The sequence below is a fragment of the Ornithinimicrobium kibberense genome (assembly GCF_006519705.1).
Lineage (GTDB): Bacteria > Actinomycetota > Actinomycetes > Actinomycetales > Dermatophilaceae > Ornithinicoccus > Ornithinicoccus kibberensis.
In genome coordinates, this window is the sequence record NZ_VFXM01000006.1 from 1 (window position 1) to 20,123 (window position 20,123).

Here is a 20,123-nt window from a genome sequence, read left to right on the forward strand (position 1 = left end):
GGACCTCGGTGCCAGAGGCCGTCCGGGTCGAGGATGCTGCGGCCGCGGTCGGTGAGGCCGACCTGGCCATCCTGGTCCAGAACCACCGCGAGTACGACCTCGACACCATCGCGGCTGCAGCCGCTGCGTTCTTCGACACCCGGGGGAAGGTTTCTCCGGGGCAGAAGATCCACCGGTTGTGAGCGGCGGCGACGGCCCGCTCGCTCCACCCCTGTCCCCAGAGGCCGCGGAGGAGCTGGCCCGGCGGCACGGACTCGAACTCGTGGGGCAGCGTCCCGGTCTGATGTCGTACCTGCGTGACGTCTGGCGTCACCGACATCTCATGTGGGCCATGGCGAGGGGGGACTTCGTGTCCAACCACCAGGACAACTACCTCGGCCTCCTGTGGTCCATCCTCAATCCCCTGCTCATGGGGGTCGCCTACTACCTGATCTTCGGGATTCTCATCGGCACCAGCGGCGGCATCGAGAATTTCGTCGCCTTCCTGACCATCGGACTCTTCACGTACATCCCGCTGGCGGCGGCGCTCACGAGCGGCAGCAAGTCTGTCCTGAAGAAGTCAGCCATGATCCGATCACTGAGCTTCCCCAGGGTCCTCCTGCCGATCACCACCGTCCTGTCCGAGTTCGTGGCCGCCTTGCCGGCCTTCCTGACTCTCCTGCTCATCGCCTTGGTCAGCGGCGAGAAGCCGTCCCTGACCTGGTTGCTCTTTCCTGTCACTCTCCTCCTGGTGCTCCTCGTCAGCCTCGGTATGGGGATGATCACGGCACGGGTGGTCAACGCGGTGCGCGACACGGCGAATCTCGTCCCCCTGGTCGTCCGGATACTGCGTTACGTATCCGGGGTGTTCTTCAGCGTGGATGCTGCCCTGGAACGGGTCGGGGACGACGCCCCCGAGTGGTTGGCGGGGGTGCTCCAGTACCAACCGTTCGCCGCCCTCCTGACTCTCGTGCGCGAGCCCTTGATGCAGGAGTACCCGGTTCGTTGGGAGACGTGGGTGGCAGCCAGCGGCTGGGCGGCCGGCCTCCTGGTGATCGGCCTGATCGTCTTCTGGAGGGGTGAGGGGACCTATGGGCGCTCCTGAGCCGAGCTTCCACGGGCCTGGGACCCAGAACGGACGAACGCCCACCGTCATCGCCTCGAACGTCTCCGTCACCTACCGGATCTACGGGACGGGCAAGGCGATCGAGGACGACGACGACATGGGAGCCCTCAAGAAGATTTTTCAGCGCAGCACTCAGAACGTGGGGATTCGAGAGGTGCACGCGGTCAAAGGTGTGTCTCTGGTGGCGTTCGAGGGTGAGTCGATCGGACTCGTGGGGCGCAACGGCTCTGGAAAATCCACCCTGCTACGCAGCATCGCCGGTCTCGTGCCTCCGACGGAGGGACGACTGTGGTTGAAGGGAAGGGCAGCGCTGCTCGGAGTCAACGCCGTCCTGTTGCCGAACCTCAGCGGCCGGGAAAACATCTGGATAGGGGCCCAGGCTCTGGGTCTCACGCCCAAGGAGGTGCGAGCCCGGTTCGACGAGATCGTGGAGTTCGCCGATCTGGGCAAGTTCATCGATCTTCCGATGAAGTCGTACTCGTCGGGGATGGGTGCGCGGCTGCGGTTTGCGATCTCGACGGCAGTCGTGCCTGACATCCTCGTGGTCGACGAGGCCTTGGCCACAGGGGATGCCCAGTTCCGCGAGCGCGCCGAGGATCGAATCGCCGAGATTCGCGGGGCAGCAGGCACCGTCTTTCTGGTCAGCCACAACTTGGGATCCATCACCAAGATGTGCGAGCGGGCGCTGTGGCTGGACGACGGGGCTCTCGTCATGGACGGACCCGCGGCAGACGTCGTGGATGCCTACGCCGCCAAGTACGGCCGACCACGGAAGAAGAGTGCCCGGAAGGGCCCGACGGGGAGCCCCCCGGAGAAGACGTGAGCCCACCCTTGCGGGCACTGGTCCTGACCGTCGTGCATCACCCAGACGATGCACGCATCAGGCATCGGCAGATCTCCGCGCTCCTCGCGGCTGGATGGCACGTCACCTACGTCGCGCCGTGGGACGGGTACGGCATCCCACGTCCCCAGGACGTGGCGGGGCTCCGTACGGTCCCGGTGAGGCGCGCCGTCGGACGGCGCCGTATCGCTGCTCTGCGCTCCGCACGGAGCATCCTCCGCACGCTCGGACCCGACCACGACGTCGTCATCCTGCACGACCCAGAACTGCTCCCGGCGAGTGCGGGTCTGCCCTCGCTCCCCCCCGTCGTGTGGGACGTGCACGAGGACACGGCGGCTGCGGTCGAGGTGCGCACGTGGCTCCCGAGAGGGCTCAGAGGCCCTGCGGCCGCAGCCGTGCGCGCCGTAGAGCGATGGGCCGAGAGACGGTTTGCCCTCATGCTGGCGGATGCGCAGTACGCCGGACGTTTCCGTCAGCCCCACCACGTCGTCCCCAACACCACCACGGTACCGGTGGATCCTCCACCAGCAGGTTCGCGTCCCGACCATCCTCATCGCGTCGTCTACCTAGGCAGTGTGACGCTCGAGCGCGGCGTGCAGGAGATGATCGAGGTCGCCAGGCGCCTCACCCATAGGACCTCCGGGCAGGTCCGACTGGAGGTGCTCGGTCCCGCTCACGGCCGCGCGACGACCCTGTTGAGCCGCGCCCAGGACGAGGGGTTGTTGACCTGGTCAGGATTCGTGCCCAACGAGGAAGCGCTGACTCGGCTCGACGGTGCACTCGCAGGCCTCTCGCTCCTGCACGACGTCGCGAACTTTCGGCCGAGCATGCCGACCAAGGTGGTCGAGTACATGGCCCACGGCGTTCCCGCGATCACGACGCCTCTACCCGTACCGGCAAACCTGGTCCGGCGCAGTGGCGGCGGCTCGATCGTGCCGTTCGGAGATGTCGAGTCGGTGGTCGACCAGATAATCAGCTGGCACGACCATCCCGAGGAGGCGGCCAGGGTCGGACGCGCCGGGCACGCGATGGTCGCCGCTCACTACGACTGGCGAGCCCAGGCACCCCTCTTCGTCGATCTCCTCACCCGCATTGCCGAGGAGGAGCCGCGATCATGAGTACTCCGGGTCGAGTTCCGCCTGGCGACGTGGCCCGAACGCCCTGAGGTGAACTGGCTCTGAAGCCGTTCCGTGGTCAGTCGCGGCTGTAGAGGTCGCGGGTGTAGAGCTTGTCGCCGAAGGAGCGGGCGGTGTCGTCGAGGCGGTTGGCGATGATGACGTCGGAGGTCTTGGTGAACTCGTCGATGTCGTCGATGACCCGGGCTCCTTGGAACGTCTGGTTCTCGAGGGCGGGTTCGTGGATGACGATGTCGGCGCCGCGGGCCTGGAGGCGGGACATGACGCCCTGGATGGAGGAGGCGCGGAAGTTGTCCGAGCCGGTCTTCATGATGAGCCGGTAGATCCCGACGGTCTTGGGGTTGCGGGACAGGATGTCGGCGGCGATGAAGTCCATGCGGGTGGTGTTGGCGTCCACGATGGCGGTGATGAGGGTCTGGGGGACGTCGCCGTAGTTGGCCAGCAGCTGGCGGGTGTCCTTGGGCAGGCAGTAGCCGCCGTAGCCGAAGGAGGGGTTGTTGTAGTGGGCGCCGATGCGGGGGTCCAGGCCCACCCCTTCGATGATCTGGCGGGTGTCCAGGCCGCGGGTGGCGGCGTAGGTGTCCAGCTCGTTGAAGTAGGCCACGCGCATGGCCAGGTAGGTGTTGGCGAACAGTTTGATGGCCTCGGCCTCGGTGGACCCGGTGAGCAGGACGGGCACGTCCTTGTCGAGGGCTCCTTCCAGGAGCAGGTCGGCGACCAGCCGGCCGGCCTGGCCGGTGTCGCCGACGATGATCCGGCTGGGGTGGAGGTTGTCGTGCAGGGCGCGGCCCTCGCGCAGGAACTCGGGGGAGAACAGGATGGCCGCGCCGGGGTGCTCGGTGCGCAGGCGTTCGGTGAACCCGACCGGGATGGTGGACTTGATGACGATCGTGGCGCCGGGGGCGTGGGCCAGGGCGTCGGTGGTGACCTTCTCCACGGTGGAGGTGTCGAAGAAGTTGGTCTCGGTGTCGTAGTCGGTCGGGGTGGCGATGAGCACGACCTGGGCGCCGTCGTAGGCGTCGGCGGGGTCGGTGGTGGCGCGCAGGTCCAGGTGGTTGGTCGCCAGGTGGTGCGACAGCTCGGGGTCCACGATCGGGGAGCGCCGGTCGTTGATCAGGTCGACCTTGCCCTGGTCGATGTCCAGGGCCACGACCTGGTGGTGCTGGGCCAGCACGGCGGCGTTGGACAGGCCGACGTACCCGGTCCCGGCGATCGCGATCTTCATACAGGCTCCTTCGTGGGTGACCGGGTCAAGTATGGCCCGGGCCATGGTGAGACTTGGATGAGACCACCCGCATCACCTGCGCTGCGGGTCCACGGCCGGCGCCCAGCCGATCTGGTCCAACGGCGTCGAGGCGACACCGGCCACGACCAGGGCGTGGTGCAGGACCGGCGTGAGGCTGCGCACGTAGCTGCCGGTCAGGTGGCTGCCCTGGCGGTTGACGATCACCCCGCCGACGGCCGGCGCACAGCCGCCCAGCTCGTCCGGGTCCGGGCAGATCCAGGGGTCGAGGTCGACGAACGACGCGTCCAGCCGCTCGGCCAGCGGGGCGAGCAGCTTGTCGCCAGGGGCCTCCCGGGGCTCGGACCAGCACGGAGCCGGGTCGTCCCGGTGGACGTCCAGGCACTCGTAGACCGTGACGTCCTCACCCATGCCGCGCGGCCGCTGCCCCGACGTGTCCGCGAGCACCACCACCTCGGCCCCGGCGTCCAGCGCCGGCCGGAGCAGGCCCACCGCCGAGTCCACCATCTCCGCGTCGTACCCGGCACCCGCCGAGGTGACGACGATGTCCGGGGCATGCTCCGGCTCGCCCAGGTGTGTCGACAGCTCCCGGTTGTAGGCGTGGCAGGACTCCGACCGGCCCTCGTCGACGAAGGCGCACGCCGACTTGGTGTAGGCCTTGAGGCGCCAGCCCTCCTGCAGGGCGACCGCGTGCAGCGCCGAGCTCCACTGCTCGGCCTTGGAGTCGCCGACCAGCGCCACCGTGGTGTCCCCGTCGGGGTCGCCGTACCAGCACTCGTCGACGGGGGTCGGCTCGGTGCCCTCGACGTTGACCTGGCAGCCGTCCCGGTAGGCCAGGGACAGGTCCTCCTCGACGGTCGCCGGGTCGGGGACCAGCTGGTCGACCGGTCCGACGGCGGCCGCCGGGTCGCTGCGCATCCGCAGCTCTTCCGACGCCCGGCTGGCGGGGTCGACGAGCGCGACCGCCCCGTCCGCGCCGTCGAGCGTGGTCTCCAGCCGGGGGGCGGTGACGACCAGGGCGAGCGCCAGGGCGCCCGACGTGGCCATCGCCACCGCCCCCAGCGTGAGCGTCCGTCGCTGGTCGCGGGCGAGGAGCGGGCTGAACCGGACCGGGTCCTCGACGAGCCGCAGCGTCAGCCAGGCGAGCACCACCGAACCCAGCGCCACCACGACGCGCACCGGCAGCGACGCGTCCGGGCGCACCTCGGCCAGCAGGCTCAGGGCCGGCCAGTGCCACAGGTACAGCCCGTAGGACAGCCCGCCGAGGAACCGCATCGGTGCGACGCCGAGCAGACGGGCCGGCGGGCTGTCCGCCCACGCGATGCCCGCGGCGATCACCGCGGCCGTCCCCACCGTGGGCAGCAGCGCCGCGGACCCCGGCCAGGCGGTGCCACCGTCGACGACGACCAGGGTCGCCGCCACCAGCGCGAGCCCGCCCCAGGCCGCGCCCGCGGCGACCGGGCGGCGAACCCGCGCGAGGGCCGGGGTGAGCAGCACCAGCAGGGCGCCCGCGCCCAGCTGCCAGGCCCGGGTGAGGGTGGAGAAGTATGCCGTTCCCGGCGAGTCCGCGGTGTGCACCACCGACCACACCAGGCTGGCCGCCACCAGCCCCGCGAGCACCACGGTGAGCAGCCGCAGGAAACGGAGGCGAAGCTTCGTGGCCAGCCAGAGCACGAGGATGATGAGCAGCGGCCAGACGACGTAGAACTGCTCCTCGACCGACAGCGACCAGTAGTGCTGCACCCAGGAGGGGTCGGCGTCCTCGGCCAGGTAGTCCACCTCGCGGGAGGCGAAGAGCCAGTTGACGACATACCCGGTCGCGGCCAGCACCTCCGTCCCCAGCTCGGTCTGCCGCCCCCGCGGCAGGACCAGCAGCCCCGCGAGGGTCGTGGACACCAGCACGACCGTGGCCGCGGGCAGCAGCCGCCGCGCCCGCCGGGCGTAGAACCTCGGGATCGAGACCCGTCCCTCCTGCGTGGCCTCCCGCACGAGCTGGCTGGTGATGAGGTAGCCGGAGATGACGAAGAAGACGTCCACCCCGGCGAAGCCGCCCGAGGAGCCGGGCAGGCCCACGTGGTAGGCCAGCACCATGAGGACCGCGACGGCCCGCAGCCCCTCGATGTCGCCCCGCAGGGGACCCTTCGTGCGGGCCCGGGCGGTGGCCGGGCCGGCAGGTGGGAGGGCGGTGGCGGTCATCGCCGCCGACGCTACCCCCGGCCCGGGGTCCGGCGGATTAGGCCGCCCGCGGGCGTGCCCGGTACCGTGGACGGGTTCACCGCCCCGTCGCAGGCCCCGCCTGTGGACGACGCCGGTCCCGGTCGCACCGACCGTGGCAGGCTCGGGGAGGTGGGACGTATGAAGCCCTCCTGTCACGGAGAGACCGTGACCGCACGAGACCGAAGGAGGTGGGTTCACGCATGCGTCAGTACGAGCTGATGATCATCCTCGACCCCGAGACCGACGAGCGGAACCTCCAGCCCACGCTGGAGAAGATGCTCGCCGTGGTGCCCAAGGACGGTGGCACCGTCGACACCATCGACGTCATGGGCCGTCGCCGGATGGCGTACGAGATCAAGAAGCAGGCCGAGGGGATCTACGCGGTGGTCCAGCTGACCGCCGAGCCCGCGACTGCCCAGGAGCTGGACCGCCAGCTGGGCCTGAACGAGTCCGTCCTGCGGACCAAGCTGCTGCGCCGCGACGCCTGAGTCGCCCGCACACCCCCCATCGAAGGACCACGGACCGAGGATGATCTGACATGGCCGGAGAGACCCCCATCACCGTCGTCGGCAACCTGACCGCCGACCCGGAGCTGCGCTTCACCCCCAGCGGAGCGGCCGTCGCCAACTTCACGGTGGCGTCCACCCCGCGCCAGTTCGACCGCCAGGCCAACGAGTTCAAGGACGGCGAGACGCTGTTCATGCGCTGCTCGGTGTGGCGCGAGGCGGCGGAGAACGCCTCCGAGTCGCTGTCCAAGGGCATGCGCGTCATCGTCACCGGACGGCTCGTCTCGCGCTCCTGGCAGACCAACGAGGGTGAGAACCGCACCGTCATGGAGATGCAGGTCGACGAGGTCGGTCCCTCCCTGCGCTACGCCACCGCCCAGGTCACCAAGACCCAGCGCGGCAGCGGCGGCCAGGGTGGCGGCGGCTGGGGCGGCCAGCAGGGCGGTCAGCCCGGCGGCGGCCAGCAGGCCGGCGGCTGGGGCCAGCCCCAGGGTCAGCCCGGCGGCCAGCCGCAGGCGCAGCCCGCGGGCGGCCAGCAGGGCGGCGGTCAGCCCGACGCCGACCCGTGGGCCACCGGTGGGGCGACCAGCGGCGGTCAGCAGTCCGGCAGCGGATGGGGCGGCGCGCCGTCCTACGACGAGCCGCCGTTCTGACCGACGCCGCACCGGACCGGGTCGCCCGCGACCCGGCCCCACCCGCACCGGACGGACGGTCCGCCGCCCGCCCGCTGCATACCTGAAGAACCACACCATCCCGAGCACCGCTCGGGCTCTCACGAAAGGGGAGAGCACCACGATGGCCAAGCCCGTTGTGCGCAAGCCCAAGAAGAAGGCGAACCCTCTCAAGGCCGCCAAGATCGAGGCGATCGACTACAAGGACACGGCGCTGCTGCGCAAGTTCATCTCCGACCGCGGCAAGATCCGTGCCCGGCGCGTCACCGGCGTGACCGTGCAGGAGCAGCGCCGCATCGCCAACGCCGTGAAGAACGCGCGTGAGATGGCGCTGCTGCCCTACTCCAGCTCCGCCCGCTGACCACCCGACGACAGGAGAAGTGATGAAGCTCATTCTCACCCAGCCGGTCTCGGGTCTCGGGACCGCCGGCGACGTGGTCGAGGTCAAGGACGGCTACGCCCGCAACTTCCTGCTGCCCCGCAAGGTGGCCATGCCCTGGACCAAGGGCGGGCAGAAGCAGGTCGACGCGATCACCCGTGGCCGCGAGAAGCGCGCCGTGAAGACCGCCGAGGAGGCCTCGACCGCCAAGGCCCGGCTCCAGGACGCCGAGATCACCGTCTCGGCCCGGGCCGGCCAGGGCGGCCGGCTCTTCGGCGCCGTCACCCCCGCGGAGATCGCCGACGCGATCGTCGCGGCCGGCGGCCCGCAGGTCGACAAGCGCAAGATCGAGGTCCCGACCCCGATCCGCACGGTCGGTGACCACCCGGTCCAGGTGCGCCTGCACGACGACGTCTCCGCGGACGTCACGGTGACCGTCGTCGCCTCCTGAGGCCCGACGCACCACCCGGCGCACGCCGCGCCGCACCGACGGCCCCGGCCCCGCAGCAGCGGGACCGGGGCCGACGTGCGTCCGCCGGTAGACTCTGCGGACCGCACACCACCGACCCGGGGAGGGCCGCCGCATGATCGTTGCCCTCCTGCTGCTGCACCTGGGGGCGGCGCTGGTCGCGCCCAGCCTCGTGCGCCGGCTGGGGACGGGGGTGTTCTGGGGGCTGGCGCTGGCTCCGGCCGCCACCGCCGTCTGGGCCGCCACCCAGGTGTGGGCCGCCGGCGGCGCGGAGCCGCACACCGAGCGCGTCAACTGGGTCTCCGACCTCGGCATGGACCTGACCTTCCGGGTGGACACCCTCGCCTGGGTGCTCACCATGGTCGTCTCCGTCGTCGGCGCCCTGGTGCTCGTCTACTGCGCGCACTACCTGCGCGACGACACCCGCGGCAACGTCGGCCTGCTGGCCGCCTCGCTCACCGCCTTCGCCGGCGCCATGCTCGGCCTGGTCACCGCCGACGACCTGCTGCTGCTCTACGTCTTCTGGGAGCTCACCACGATCCTGAGCTACCTGCTCATCGGCTACCTCTCGCGCAGCCCGGCGAGCACCCGCGCGGCCAAGCAGGCGCTCATCGTCACCACGGCCGGCGGGCTGGCGATGCTCGTGGGGATCGTCGTGCTCGGCACCGCGGGCGGCACCTACCGGATCAGCGAGCTGGTGGCCTTCCCGACGGCCGGCACCGCCACCAGCGTCGGCGTGGTGCTCCTGCTCGTGGGTGCGATCACGAAGTCGGCCCTGGTGCCCTTCCACTTCTGGCTGCCCGGGGCCATGGTGGCGCCCACCCCGATCAGCGCCTACCTGCACGCCGCCGCCATGGTCAAGGCCGGGGTCTACCTGGTCGCCCGGTTCGCCCCGGCCTACGCCGACCTGCCGGCCTGGCAGGTGACCGTGCTCGTGCTGGGCGGCGCCACCATGCTGCTGGGCGCCTTCCGTGCCACCCGGCAGAACGACCTCAAGCTGCTGCTGGCCTATGGCACCGTCAGCCAGCTGGGATTCCTGATCCTCCTCCTCGGCTACGGCAGCGCGGGGGCGACGCTGGCCGGGCTGACGATGCTCGTGGCCCACGCGCTGTTCAAGTCCTCCCTCTTCCTGGCGGTCGGCACGATCGACCACGCCACCGGGACCCGTGACATCCGCCGCCTCACCGGGGTCCGCACCCGGATGCCGTGGCTGACGGCCGGGGCCACCCTGTCGGCGCTGTCGATGGCCGGGCTGCCCGTGCTGCTCGGCTTCGTCGGCAAGGAGGCCGCCGTCACCGCCGTGCTCGACCCCGCCGACGGCTGGTGGTCCCTGCAGGGCGGTGCCGCCGTGGCGGTCGTGCTCGGCTCGGTGATGACGGCCGCCTACTCCTTCCGCTTCCTCTGGGGCGCGTTCACCGACTCCTCCCGCCCCCCGGTGGGCCGCCCCGCGCCCCCGCACTGGCACCGCCCGACCTGGGTGCTCGTGGCCGTCCCGGTCCTCCTCGGTGTCGCCGGTCTCGCGCTGGGCCTCACCTCGACCGTGCTCGAGGAGGTGCTGGCACCGCATACCGTGTTCGTGACGCACGTCGCCGGCCCCGAGGTGCACCTGGGCCTGTGGCACGGGCTCACCCCGGCGCTGGGGGTCTCGGTGCTCGTCTGGGTGCTCGGCGCCCTCTGGTGGGGTATGCAGTCGCGCCGCCCCGTCGAGGTGCCCGTCCCCCTCTCCCCGTTCGACGCCGGTCGCGGCTACCACCACCTGATGCGGGGGGTCGACCGGGTGGCCCTGGAGGTCACCGGCTTCCTGCAGCGCGGGTCGCTGCCCGTCCTGCTCGGCACGATCGTGGCCGTCATCATCGTGGTCCCGACCGTGACGATGGTCACCCGGGAGGTCAGCTGGCCGGCCCTGCGGCTCACCGACTCGGCCGCCCAGGTGGCCACGGCGGCGCTGGTTGTGTCCGCCGCCTTCCTGGCCACCCGGGCACGGCGCCGGCTGCGGGCGGTCTTCCTGGTCGGGGTCACCGGCTACGGCACGGCCTACCTCTACCTGCTGCACGGGGCCCCCGACCTCGCCCTGACCCAGCTGCTCGTGGAGACGGTGACCCTCGTCGTGCTCGTCCTCGTGCTGCGCCGCCTCTCCGGCCGCTTCCCCGACGACCCCACCCGGGCCAACCGGCGGGTCCGCGCGGTCATCGGCGCGGCCGCGGCCGCCGTCGTCGGGGCCGCCGCGGTCGTGGCGTCCGGGTCGCGGGTCCAGGAGCCGGCCGGGGCGGGCCTGGCCGACCGGGCCGTCGACTACGGCGGCGGCAAGAACATCGTCAACGTCATCCTCGTGGACGTGCGCGCCTGGGACACGATGGGCGAGCTGTCGGTCATCCTCGCCGCCGCCACCGGCGTGGCCAGCCTCATCTTCCTCCGGGACGAGAACCTGCGCAGGGCGGCCGAGGGGATCCTGCGGGCCCGGGACCAGTGGGCCCGACCGGGCGTCGACCCCGTCGACGACCGGCAGGACGCGGTCACCCCGTGGATCGCCCGGGTGGACCTGCTCGACCCCGACCGCCGCTCGACGATCCTGGAGATCGTCACCCACCTCGTCTTCCACACGATCGTCCTCTGGTCGATCTACCTGCTCCTGTCCGGGCACAACCAGCCCGGCGGCGGGTTCGCCGCCGGCATCGTGGCCGGGCTGGCGCTGTGCCTGCGCTACCTCGCCGGCTACGGCGCCGAGCTCAGCGCGGCCCTGCCGGTGCGCCCCGCCTCCCTGCTGGGCACCGGGCTGTTCATCGCCGGCGGCTCGGCCGTCCTGCCGATGCTCTTCGGATCGCCCGCCCTGCGCACCTGGATCACCGATGTCCCCGTGCCGCTGCTGGGCGAGGTGCACGTGGTCACCTCGCTGCTCTTCGACGTCGGCGTCTACCTCGTCGTGCTGGGCCTGATGCTCGACATCCTGCGCAGCTTCGGCTCGGGCATCGACGAGATCGCCGCCGACGAGAAGGAACGGGTGGCCGGCCGATGACCCCCAACCTCACCCTCGTGCTCACCTCCGCGGCCCTCGTCGGGACGGGCACCTACCTGTTCCTGTCCCGCTCGCTCGTGCGCGCGCTCATGGGCTTCCTGCTCATGGGCAACGGCATCAACCTGCTGTTCATCATCGCCTCCGGACCCCCCGGGGCCCCGCCGATCGTGGGGGCCTCCCCGACCGGGGAGCGGATGGCGGACCCGGTGCCGCAGGCCCTGGTGCTCACCGCCATCGTCATCACCCTGGGGATGACCGCCTTCGTGCTCGCGCTCGCCCACCGAGGACGCCAGCTGTCCGGGGTCGACCTCGTCGACGACGACACCGAGTCCGCCCGGATCCACGCGCGCGCCGAGGCCGACGACATCGGCCCCGGGCCCTCCGCGCGCGAGACGAGCGACGAGATCGAGGCGGAGGGTCACCGCACCGAGAGCAGCCACCACGACGAGACCGGCGCGGAGCACGCGCACGACGAGTTCGTGGAGGACGAGGACCGGCACCACGGGCACGGGCACGACGAGAGGGGGGAGCGGCGGTGACGACCACCTGGGCCTGGATGGTGCCCCTCCTCGTCGTGCTTCCCCTCATCGGCGCGGGGATCACGCTCGCCGCGACCGGCCGCACCGGTGTCCAGCGCGTCGTCAGCATGACCGTGCTGGCCGCCATGCTCGTGCTCGCCGGCTGGCTGCTGTGGGCGGCCGACACCCAGGGCCCCCAGGTCATGCTCGTCGGGGGCTGGATGCCGTGGGAGGGCATCGTCCTGATCGTGGACCGGCTGGCCGCCCTCATGGTCATCGTCTCCACGACCGTGACGATGGGGGTGCTCGCCTACTCCGTCGGCCAGGGGGCCAGCTCCTTCGACGACGAGTCCGACGGGCACTCGCCGCTGCCGGTCTTCCACCCCTCGATCCTCGTGCTCGCGGCCGGCGTGACCACCACCTTCGTCTCCGGCGACCTGTTCCACCTCTACGTCGGCTTCGAGATGCTGCTGGCCGCCAGCTTCGTGCTCCTCACCCTCGGGGGCACGGTCGAGCGTGTCCGGGCGGGCACGACCTACGTGCTGGTCAGCCTGCTGTCCTCGATGATCTTCCTCACCGCCATCGCCCTGGTCTACGCGGCCGCGGGCACGGTCAACCTGGCGCTGCTGGCCCAGCGGCTGGGCGAGATCCAGCCCGGGACCGCCGCCCTGCTGCACGTCATGCTGCTCATCGGCTTCGCGGTCAAGGCCGCCGTCTTCCCCATGTCCGGCTGGCTGCCCGACTCCTACCCCACCGCCCCGGCGCCGGTGACGGCCGTCTTCGCCGGCCTGCTGACCAAGGTCGGCGTCTACGCCATGATCCGGACCCAGACGCTGCTGTTCCCCCAGACCCGGTTCGACGACCTGCTGCTGTGGGCGGCGCTGCTGACGATGGTCGTGGGCATCCTCGGCGCGATCGTGCAGGACGACATCAAGCGGATGCTGTCCTACACGCTGGTCAGCCACATCGGCTACATGCTCTTCGGCATCGCCCTGGGCAGCACGATCGGGCTGGCGGCGGCCATCTTCTACGTCGCCCACCACATCCTCGTGCAGACCACGCTGTTCCTCGTCACCGGTCTCGTCGAACGGGTCGGCGGCTCCACCGACACCGCCCGGCTCGGCGACCTGGCCAGGATCAGCCCGATCGTCGGCGTGCTGTTCTTCGTCCCGGCGATGAACCTCGCCGGCATCCCCCCGTTCACCGGCTTCCTCGGCAAGGTCGGGCTCATCCAGGCGGGCGTCGACGACGGACGGTGGCTGGCCTGGGCCCTGGTCGTCGCCTCGGTCGTCACCTCCCTGCTCACCCTGTATGCCGTCGCGCGGGTCTGGGGGCGCGCCTTCTGGTCGGAGAACCCCGAGGGGATCACCGGCAGCGGCCCGCTGCGCGGCGGGCACCACGGCGCCCTGGGCCTGGGCGTGCTGCTGCCGACCGGCGCGCTGGTCGCCGTCGGCGTCGGCCTGGTCGTCGTGGCCGGACCGCTCTACGACGTGACCACCCGGGCGGCGGTCGACCTCATGCTCCGCACGCCCTACCTGGACGCTGTCCTCGGCCCGGGGGTGAGCCTGTGAGCACGGGCACGGGCACGAGCACGAACGGCGCGCGACGGCATACCCCCCGACGGCTGTCCTGGTGGTCGGTCTTCTGGCTCACCGCGGTCTGGGTCCTGCTCTGGGGCAGCCATTCGGCCGTCGTCGTCGCCGGCGGGGTGCTCACCGCGGTGCTCGTGCTCGTCGTCTTCCCGCTGCCGAGGGTGCGGGTGCGGCTGCGGCTGCGTCCGTGGGCGTTCGTCGTGCTCGTCGCCCGCTTCCTGGCCGACGTCCTCGTGGCCTCCTTCCAGGTGGCCTGGCTGACCGTGCGGCCGGGCCCGCCGGTGCGCGGCGTGGTGATGGACCTCGAGCTGGCCGGCGACGACGAGCTGCTGCAGACGATCACCGCCGAGATGACCGCCCTGGTGCCCGGGACGGTCGTCGTCGACCTCGAGCCGTCCACCCGGCTGCTCACCCTGCACGCGCTGGACGTCTCCACCCCACGCGAGGCCAAGGCGGTCCGCCGCCGGGTGCTGGGCCAGGAGGCCCGGGTGCTGCGGGCCTTCGACCCGCGCGCCGAGGAACTGCTGGACCCGCGCCGACGGAAGGAGGCCCGATGAGCCTGGACGTGCTGGAGGGCGTGCTCGCGTGGACCGTCGGGGCGGTGCTGGCGGTGGCCGCGGCGCTGACCCTCGTGCGGATCACCATCGGACCCAGCGTGCTCGACCGGGTGGTCGCCACCGACGTGCTCGTCTCAATCGTCGTCTGCGCGCTGGGGGCCCAGGCCGCGCTCACGAGCGGGTCGACGACCCTGCCGCTGCTCATCTCGCTCTCGCTCGTGGGTTTCCTGGCCTCGGTGGCGGTGGCCCGGTTCGTCGCCAAGGACCGTGACCCGGGCTCGGAGGAAGGACGGTTGGAGCCGTGAGCTGGACCGACGTCGCCGACCTGCTCGGCCTGGCCGCGCTGCTGGTCGGCGCCCTCCTGTGCCTGGCCGCGGGCATCGGCCTGCTGCGCTTCCCCGACCTGCTGACCCGCATGCACGCCGGCACCAAGCCGCAGGTGCTCGGCGTGCTGCTCGTGCTGCTGGGGGTGGGGCTGCGCACCCGGTCCGGCCTGGACGTGGGCATGCTGCTGCTCATCGGCGTCTTCCAGCTGCTGACCATCCCGGCCGGCGCGCACATGGTCGGCCGGGCCGGGTTCCGGACCGGCCAGGTCGAGCCCGCCGACATCCACCTGGCCCGACGGTCGGGCACCGGCGCCGAGGGTGGCTGACCGGTGCCGGAGGCTCAGGCGCCGGTGACCATCCAGGTGTCCTGCCGGGACCGCCAGGTCAGCCCGGCGGCGCGCACGGCCATCCATGCGGTGTAGGCCAGCCACAGCCAGACCAGCCCGGTGACGCCGACCTGGTCCAGGGCCCGCACGGCCAGCGCCAGCGGCAGGTAGGCCAGCAGGAACACCGTCTGCGCCCACGCCAGCCAGCGGGCGTCGCCGGCCCCGATGAGCACGCCGTCGAGGACGAACGCGATCCCGGAGACGGGCTGGCCCAGGGCCACCACGAGCAGCGCGGCACCCAGGGCCGCGTGCACCCGGGGGTCGGTGGAGAAGGCGAGCGCGACGACGCGGTGGGTGGCCACGATGAGGACCGCCAGGACCACCCCGAACCAGACGCCCCAGCGCACCATCATCGCCGTGGCGGCCCGGGTGCCAGCGACGTCGCCGGCCCCGAGCGCCTTGCCCACGAGCGCCTGCGCCGCGATCGCCAGCGCGTCGAGCGCGAAGGCGAGCGAGCTCCATACCGTCATCGCCACCTGGTGGGCCGCCAGCTCCGGCTCGCCGAGCCCCGCGGCGACCCAGGTGGTCAGCAGGAGCACGGCGCGCAGGGACAGGGTGCGCACGAGGAGGGGGACCCCGCCGGCCGCGGCCCGCAGCACCCCGGAGGCGGCGAAGCCCAGCGGGGCGTCCAGCCGCCGGGCTGCGCGCACGACGACGGCGGTCATCGCCACCGCCATCCCGGTCTGCGCCAGCACGGTGCCCCACGCGGCGCCGGCGCTCCCCCAGCCCACCCCGTGGACCAGCAGCAGGGACAGCAGGGCGTTGGTGGTGAAGCCCACGACCGAGACGACCAGGGGGGTGCGGGTGTCCTGCAGACCGCGCAGGACCCCGGTCGCGGCCAGCACGACCAGCATCGGGGGTATGCCGATCGTCGACACGCGCAGGTAGGTCACCGCCTCCGCGGTGGCACCCGGGGTGGCACCGAAGACCTCGACGACGGGCTGGGCCCAGAGGGCGGTGGCGGCCGCGGCGAGCACGCCCAGCAGCACCGCCAACCACATCCCGTCGATACCGGCGCTGAGCGCCCCGCGCTGGTCGCCGGCGCCCAGGCGGCGGGCGACGACGGCGGTCGTGCCGTAGGCGAGGAAGACGAAGATGTTGACCGCGGTGAGCAGGACGGCACTGGCCACCCCGAGGCCGGCCAGGGCCGCGGTGCCCAGGTGGCCGACGATGGCCGAGTCGGCCAGGAGGAAGAGCGGCTCGGCGACGAGCGCGAGGAAGGCGGGGACCGCCAGGCGCAGCACCTCCCGGCGCAGGGAGGACCGGTCGGGGGTGCTGCTCACGAGCGGCAAGTGTGCCAGCCCACGACGACGGGCCCGGCACCGTGGCGGTGCCGGGCCCGGGTCGGGGGGGTGCGGGGTGCGCCCTGGAATGCCCCGGGGCGCGGAGGGCGGGGTCAGGCGTCCTGGGACTGCTCCTCGCCGGAGGCGTCGTCGGAGTGCTCGGCGACCTCGCCGCGGACGCTGTCGCCGCCGCCCAGGCCGGAGCGGTGGGCCACCTGGATCTTGCGCGGCCGGGCCTCCTCGGCCACCGGGATGGTCAGGGTGAGCACGCCGTCGGTGTAGTCGGCCTCGATGCGGTCCAGGGCCACGCCGTAGCCCAGGGTGAGCTGCCGGGCGAAGGTGCCGGCCGGGCGCTCGTGGGAGAGCCACTGCTCGGCGTCGGACTCCTCGCGCCGCTCGGCGCGGATGGTCATCGTGCGGTCCTCGACGTCGACGTCGATGGAGCTCGGGTCGACACCGGGCAGGTCCACCTTGGCGACGAACGTCTCCCCGGAACGGAACAGGTCCATCGGCATCGCCGAGGCCGCCGGGGTGCGCATGGTCTCCGACATCAGGCGGTCCATCTCGCGGAACGGGTCGAAACGGTTCATGCTTCCTCCTTCTGTGCGGTCGAGGGAGGTCCGGCGGCACCGGTCCGCCCTCGGTCCTGGTGGTGAGTGCTGCACCGTGCGGGTGCTTCCTGATGGATTAGCACTCTTGCTTCTAGAGTGCCAAACGCCGGCGGGGTGCGCATCTCTTCCCGGCCGCCGGTGTGGCGTGGGCGACACGCCCGGGACGGCCCCGGAGAGGGGTGAGGAAATTCTGTCGGCCGAGTTCTTCTCCACAGGGTGTGCGTGGAATATGCGCTGGTCAGGAGGGTGCAGGGGCTTTGTCGCACCGTCGTCCACAGGTCTCGTCCACAGCTGTGCGCAGCCTCGTCGCGTGTCGTCCACCGCCGGTCCACACGCGGTCCACAGCTCGTCCACAGGGGCGTCTTGGGGGAGGTTCGTCGGCGGCGTACCGTGGCGCGCTGTGGGTCTGTCGGTGGGTCGTGGTGACGTGGTCGCAGAGCCGGACGGGCGAGAGCAGGAGGGCGCATGTCGCTGAGCGAGCTGGAACGGACGTACGGGCCTCCGGGGGAGGGGCCGGCCGAGGAGCGGCTGCCGCCGCAGGACGTCGCCGCGGAGCAGAGCGCCCTGGGGGCCATGCTCCTGTCCAAGGACGCCATCGGCGAGTGCTCGGAGATCATCAAGCCGGTCGACTTCTACCGGCCGGCCCACGAGCGGATCTACGAGGCGGTCGTCGACCTGTTCTCCCGGGGGGAGCCGGTCGACGCGATCACCGTCGCCGACGAGCTGACCAAGCGGGGCGAGCTCACCCGGGTCGGCGGCACGGCATACCTGCACCAGCTCATCGCCGGGGTCCCCACCGCGGCCAACGCCGCCTTCTACGCCGAGATCGTCGCGGAGCGGGCGGTCCTGCGCCGGCTGGTCGAGGCGGGCACCCGGATCGTGCAGATCGGCTACGGCGGCGGCGACGTCGAGGAGATCGTCAACACCGCCCAGGCCGAGATCTACGCCGTCGCCGACAAGCGGGGCGGGGAGGACTACCACGCGCTCGCCGACCTCATCCAGCCCACGACCGACGAGATCGAGCACAACGCCTCCTCCACCGGTGAGATGGTGGGCGTGCCGACCGGGTTCAACGAGCTGGACGAGCTGACCAACGGCCTGCACGCGGGCCAGATGGTGATCGTGGCGGCCAGGCCAGCCGTCGGGAAGGCCCTGGCGCTCGACACGCCGCTGCCGACGCCGTCCGGCTGGACGACGATGGGCGAGGTGCGGGTGGGGGACCAGCTGCTCGGGGCGGACGGGCGCCCGACCACGGTCGTGGCCGCCACCGAGGTCATGCACGACCGGCCGTGCTACGAGGTGGAGTTCTCGGACGGGTCGGTCATCACCGCCGACGCCGAGCACCTGTGGGACCTGAGCCTGGGCGAGGACGCGGAGCCTGCCACCGTGACGACCACCGACGTCAAGCGGGCGGTCGCCGAGGGCGCCCGCGTGAGCGTCGCACGGCCCGAGGGGGATCTCGACGCGGCGACCTGGACCGTGACGGCGGTGACGCCGGTGACGAGCGTGCCCGTCAGGTGCCTCCAGGTGGACGACGATCGGCATCTCTTCCTCGCCGGCCGGTCGATGATCCCGACCCACAACTCGACCTTCGCCCTGGACATCGCGCGGGCCGCGGCGATCAAGCACGGCCTGCCCACGGTCGTCTTCTCCCTGGAGATGAGCCGCACCGAGATCACCATGCGACTGCTGTCGGCGGAATCGGAGATCCCCCTGCAGAACATGCGCAAGGGCAACATGCGCGACCGCGACTGGACGCGGCTGGCGGAGACCCAGGGCCGGATCCACGACGCGCCCCTGTTCATCGACGACTCGCCCAACATGTCGCTGATGGAGATCCGAGCCAAGTGCCGCCGTCTCAAGCAGCGCAACGACCTCAAGCTCGTCGTCGTCGACTATCTCCAGCTGATGAGCTCGGGCAAGCGCGTCGAGTCCCGTCAGCAGGAGGTCGCCGAGTTCAGCCGGGCGCTGAAGCTGCTCGCCAAGGAGCTCGAGGTCCCGCTCATCGCCCTGTCCCAGCTCAACCGTGGGCCTGAGCAGCGGACCGACAAGAAGCCCCAGATGAGCGACCTCCGTGAGTCGGGGTGCCTGACGGCCGACACCAGGATCCTGCGGGCCGACACCGGGTCCGAGGTGACCATGGGCGAGCTCCACGAGTCCGGTGAGCGGGACGTGCCCGTGTGGTCCTTGGACGAGTCGCTGCGCTACGTCCGGCGGCACTTGACCCATGTCTTCCCGACGGGCACACGGCCGGTCTTCCGTCTGACGCTGACCTCCGGCAAGACCGTCCGGGCCACCGAGAACCACCCGTTCCTGACCTACGACGGCTGGAAGCAGCTGGGCGACCTCCGCGCAGGTGACAGGGTCGCGGTGCCCAGGCACGTGCCCGCCCCGGAGAAGCACGAGCCGTGGAGCGACGACGACCAGGTGCGGACACTGGCCCGAGACCTCGGCAGCGGGCGGCTCGACCTGCCGCCCGACACAGCCGCGCACATGTCCAAGCGCCAGATCGGCCTGCTCCTCGGTTCGCTCTGGAACCTCGGGGGTGCCGTGCGCATCGTCGACGGCGGTGTCGTGATCGACTGGACCGGACCCGCTGCCCTGGCTGACCACATGTCCCGGCAGCTGCTCCGGTTCGGCATCAGTACGCGCCGGCGGAGCATGACTGGGACGGCCACCCTGGCCGTCGTCGAGAAGGACGACCAGCGACGGTTCCTCCGTGAGATCGCGCCCCTGGTTGACCTTGGCCCAGAGGCTGCGCCTGCCCTCGCTCTGGTCGAGGCGGGCGAGATCCGCACAGAGCCGCGGGCCGTCCTCGATCGGCCTGCGCCCTTGTGGCAGGAGATGGCCCGGGTTCTGGAGCAGGACACGACGGGGGGCGCTCTCGCGACCGTGGTGGACGTGCTGGACACCGAGGACTTCGATCTCGCCGCCGTCAACGACGTCCTCTTCGACGACGTCGTCTCCGTCGAGCTGGACGGGGTCGAGGAGGTCTTCGACGCCACGGTCCTGGGCAACCACAACTTCGTGGCTAACGGCATCGCCGTCCACAACTCGATCGAGCAGGATGCGGACGTCGTCATTCTGCTCCACCGCGAGTCGATGTACGAACGCGAGTCACCCCGGGAGGGGGAGGCTGACGTCATCGTGGCCAAGCACAGGAACGGCCCCACGGACACGGTCGTCGTGGCGTTCCAGGGTCACTACTCCCGGTTCACCAACATGGCCAGCAACTTCTGATGGGATGCACCGACCGAGCCCGACCGGCGG

General features: G+C 71.5%; 18 protein-coding genes and 1 pseudogene. 15 read left to right on the forward strand and 4 right to left on the reverse strand.

The window, feature by feature from the left end; genetic code table 11:
* The 4 genes and pseudogenes from FJR00_RS15690 to FJR00_RS06070 all read left to right on the forward strand — a co-directional run.
* Positions 1 to 182: pseudogene (locus FJR00_RS15690) on the forward strand (nucleotide sugar dehydrogenase); the annotation flags it as partial.
* On the forward strand, positions 179 to 1,084 hold the full coding sequence (locus tag FJR00_RS06060; protein WP_272949571.1) for an ABC transporter permease: 906 nt from the start codon (positions 179 to 181) through the stop codon (positions 1,082 to 1,084). The pseudogene FJR00_RS15690 and the gene FJR00_RS06060, both read left to right, overlap by 4 nt.
* Positions 1,071 to 1,928: an ABC transporter ATP-binding protein gene (locus FJR00_RS06065; protein WP_141337918.1), complete on the forward strand. Its 858-nt coding sequence runs from the start codon at positions 1,071 to 1,073 to the stop codon at positions 1,926 to 1,928. Before FJR00_RS06060 ends, FJR00_RS06065 begins: the two co-directional genes overlap by 14 nt.
* Positions 1,929 to 2,383: 455 nt before the next feature.
* Entirely contained in the window at positions 2,384 to 3,064 is a 681-nt protein-coding gene (locus FJR00_RS06070) for a glycosyltransferase (protein ID WP_141337919.1), read from the forward strand.
* A 76-nt stretch (positions 3,065 to 3,140) separates the two neighbouring features.
* Here FJR00_RS06070 and FJR00_RS06075 read toward each other — a convergent pair whose 3' ends face one another.
* Complete coding sequence (locus FJR00_RS06075; RefSeq protein WP_141337920.1) at positions 3,141 to 4,307, reverse strand: nucleotide sugar dehydrogenase; 1,167 nt, start codon at positions 4,305 to 4,307, stop codon at positions 3,141 to 3,143.
* A 72-nt stretch (positions 4,308 to 4,379) separates the two neighbouring features.
* A complete protein-coding gene (locus tag FJR00_RS06080; protein WP_141337921.1) occupies positions 4,380 to 6,521 on the reverse strand; it encodes an acyltransferase family protein in 2,142 nt (713 codons plus the stop codon).
* A 221-nt stretch (positions 6,522 to 6,742) separates the two neighbouring features.
* On the opposite strand from FJR00_RS06080, the gene rpsF reads away from it, so the two are divergent.
* The 10 genes from rpsF (at position 6,743) to mnhG (ending at position 14,899) form a co-directional block, all read left to right on the forward strand.
* Positions 6,743 to 7,030, forward strand: a complete 288-nt coding sequence (rpsF, locus tag FJR00_RS06085; protein ID WP_075959213.1) for a 30S ribosomal protein S6 — start codon at positions 6,743 to 6,745, stop codon at positions 7,028 to 7,030.
* Between the two features lie 50 nt (positions 7,031 to 7,080).
* Positions 7,081 to 7,701: a single-stranded DNA-binding protein gene (locus FJR00_RS06090; protein ID WP_141337922.1), complete on the forward strand. Its 621-nt coding sequence runs from the start codon at positions 7,081 to 7,083 to the stop codon at positions 7,699 to 7,701.
* A gap of 142 nt (positions 7,702 to 7,843) precedes the next feature.
* The gene (gene rpsR, locus FJR00_RS06095; protein WP_075959211.1) at positions 7,844 to 8,080 is read left to right on the forward strand and encodes a 30S ribosomal protein S18; all 237 of its coding nucleotides are present in this window, start codon (positions 7,844 to 7,846) and stop codon (positions 8,078 to 8,080) included.
* 22 nt (positions 8,081 to 8,102) lie between these two features.
* A complete protein-coding gene (rplI, locus tag FJR00_RS06100) occupies positions 8,103 to 8,549 on the forward strand; it encodes a 50S ribosomal protein L9 (protein WP_141337923.1) in 447 nt (148 codons plus the stop codon).
* A gap of 133 nt (positions 8,550 to 8,682) precedes the next feature.
* Positions 8,683 to 11,580 (forward strand): Na+/H+ antiporter subunit A, encoded by a 2,898-nt coding sequence (locus tag FJR00_RS06105; RefSeq protein WP_141337924.1) that lies wholly within the window; start codon positions 8,683 to 8,685, stop codon positions 11,578 to 11,580.
* Entirely contained in the window at positions 11,577 to 12,119 is a 543-nt protein-coding gene (locus FJR00_RS06110; protein WP_141337925.1) for a Na(+)/H(+) antiporter subunit C, read from the forward strand. Before FJR00_RS06105 ends, FJR00_RS06110 begins: the two co-directional genes overlap by 4 nt.
* Positions 12,120 to 12,136: 17 nt before the next feature.
* The gene (locus FJR00_RS06115) at positions 12,137 to 13,669 is read left to right on the forward strand and encodes a Na+/H+ antiporter subunit D (protein ID WP_141338072.1); all 1,533 of its coding nucleotides are present in this window, start codon (positions 12,137 to 12,139) and stop codon (positions 13,667 to 13,669) included.
* Positions 13,666 to 14,247: a Na+/H+ antiporter subunit E gene (locus FJR00_RS06120; RefSeq protein ID WP_141337926.1), complete on the forward strand. Its 582-nt coding sequence runs from the start codon at positions 13,666 to 13,668 to the stop codon at positions 14,245 to 14,247. Before FJR00_RS06115 ends, FJR00_RS06120 begins: the two co-directional genes overlap by 4 nt.
* Positions 14,244 to 14,552, forward strand: a complete 309-nt coding sequence (locus FJR00_RS06125) for a monovalent cation/H+ antiporter complex subunit F (RefSeq protein ID WP_075959208.1) — start codon at positions 14,244 to 14,246, stop codon at positions 14,550 to 14,552. The genes FJR00_RS06120 and FJR00_RS06125 overlap by 4 nt, the downstream gene beginning before the upstream one ends.
* Positions 14,549 to 14,899, forward strand: coding sequence for a monovalent cation/H(+) antiporter subunit G (gene mnhG, locus FJR00_RS06130; RefSeq protein WP_075959207.1), 351 nt, complete (start codon positions 14,549 to 14,551; stop codon positions 14,897 to 14,899). The genes FJR00_RS06125 and mnhG overlap by 4 nt, the downstream gene beginning before the upstream one ends.
* 14 nt (positions 14,900 to 14,913) lie before the next feature.
* Here mnhG and FJR00_RS06135 read toward each other — a convergent pair whose 3' ends face one another.
* Positions 14,914 to 16,242 carry an MATE family efflux transporter gene (locus FJR00_RS06135; protein ID WP_238330346.1) on the reverse strand — a complete coding sequence of 443 codons (1,329 nt, stop codon included), beginning with the start codon at positions 16,240 to 16,242 and terminating at the stop codon, positions 14,914 to 14,916.
* 113 nt (positions 16,243 to 16,355) lie between these two features.
* Complete coding sequence (locus tag FJR00_RS06140; protein ID WP_141337927.1) at positions 16,356 to 16,832, reverse strand: Hsp20/alpha crystallin family protein; 477 nt, start codon at positions 16,830 to 16,832, stop codon at positions 16,356 to 16,358.
* 486 nt (positions 16,833 to 17,318) lie between these two features.
* On the opposite strand from FJR00_RS06140, the gene dnaB reads away from it, so the two are divergent.
* Positions 17,319 to 20,093, forward strand: a complete 2,775-nt coding sequence (dnaB, locus tag FJR00_RS06145) for a replicative DNA helicase (RefSeq protein ID WP_141337928.1) — start codon at positions 17,319 to 17,321, stop codon at positions 20,091 to 20,093.
* Positions 20,094 to 20,123: the final 30 nt, after the last annotated feature.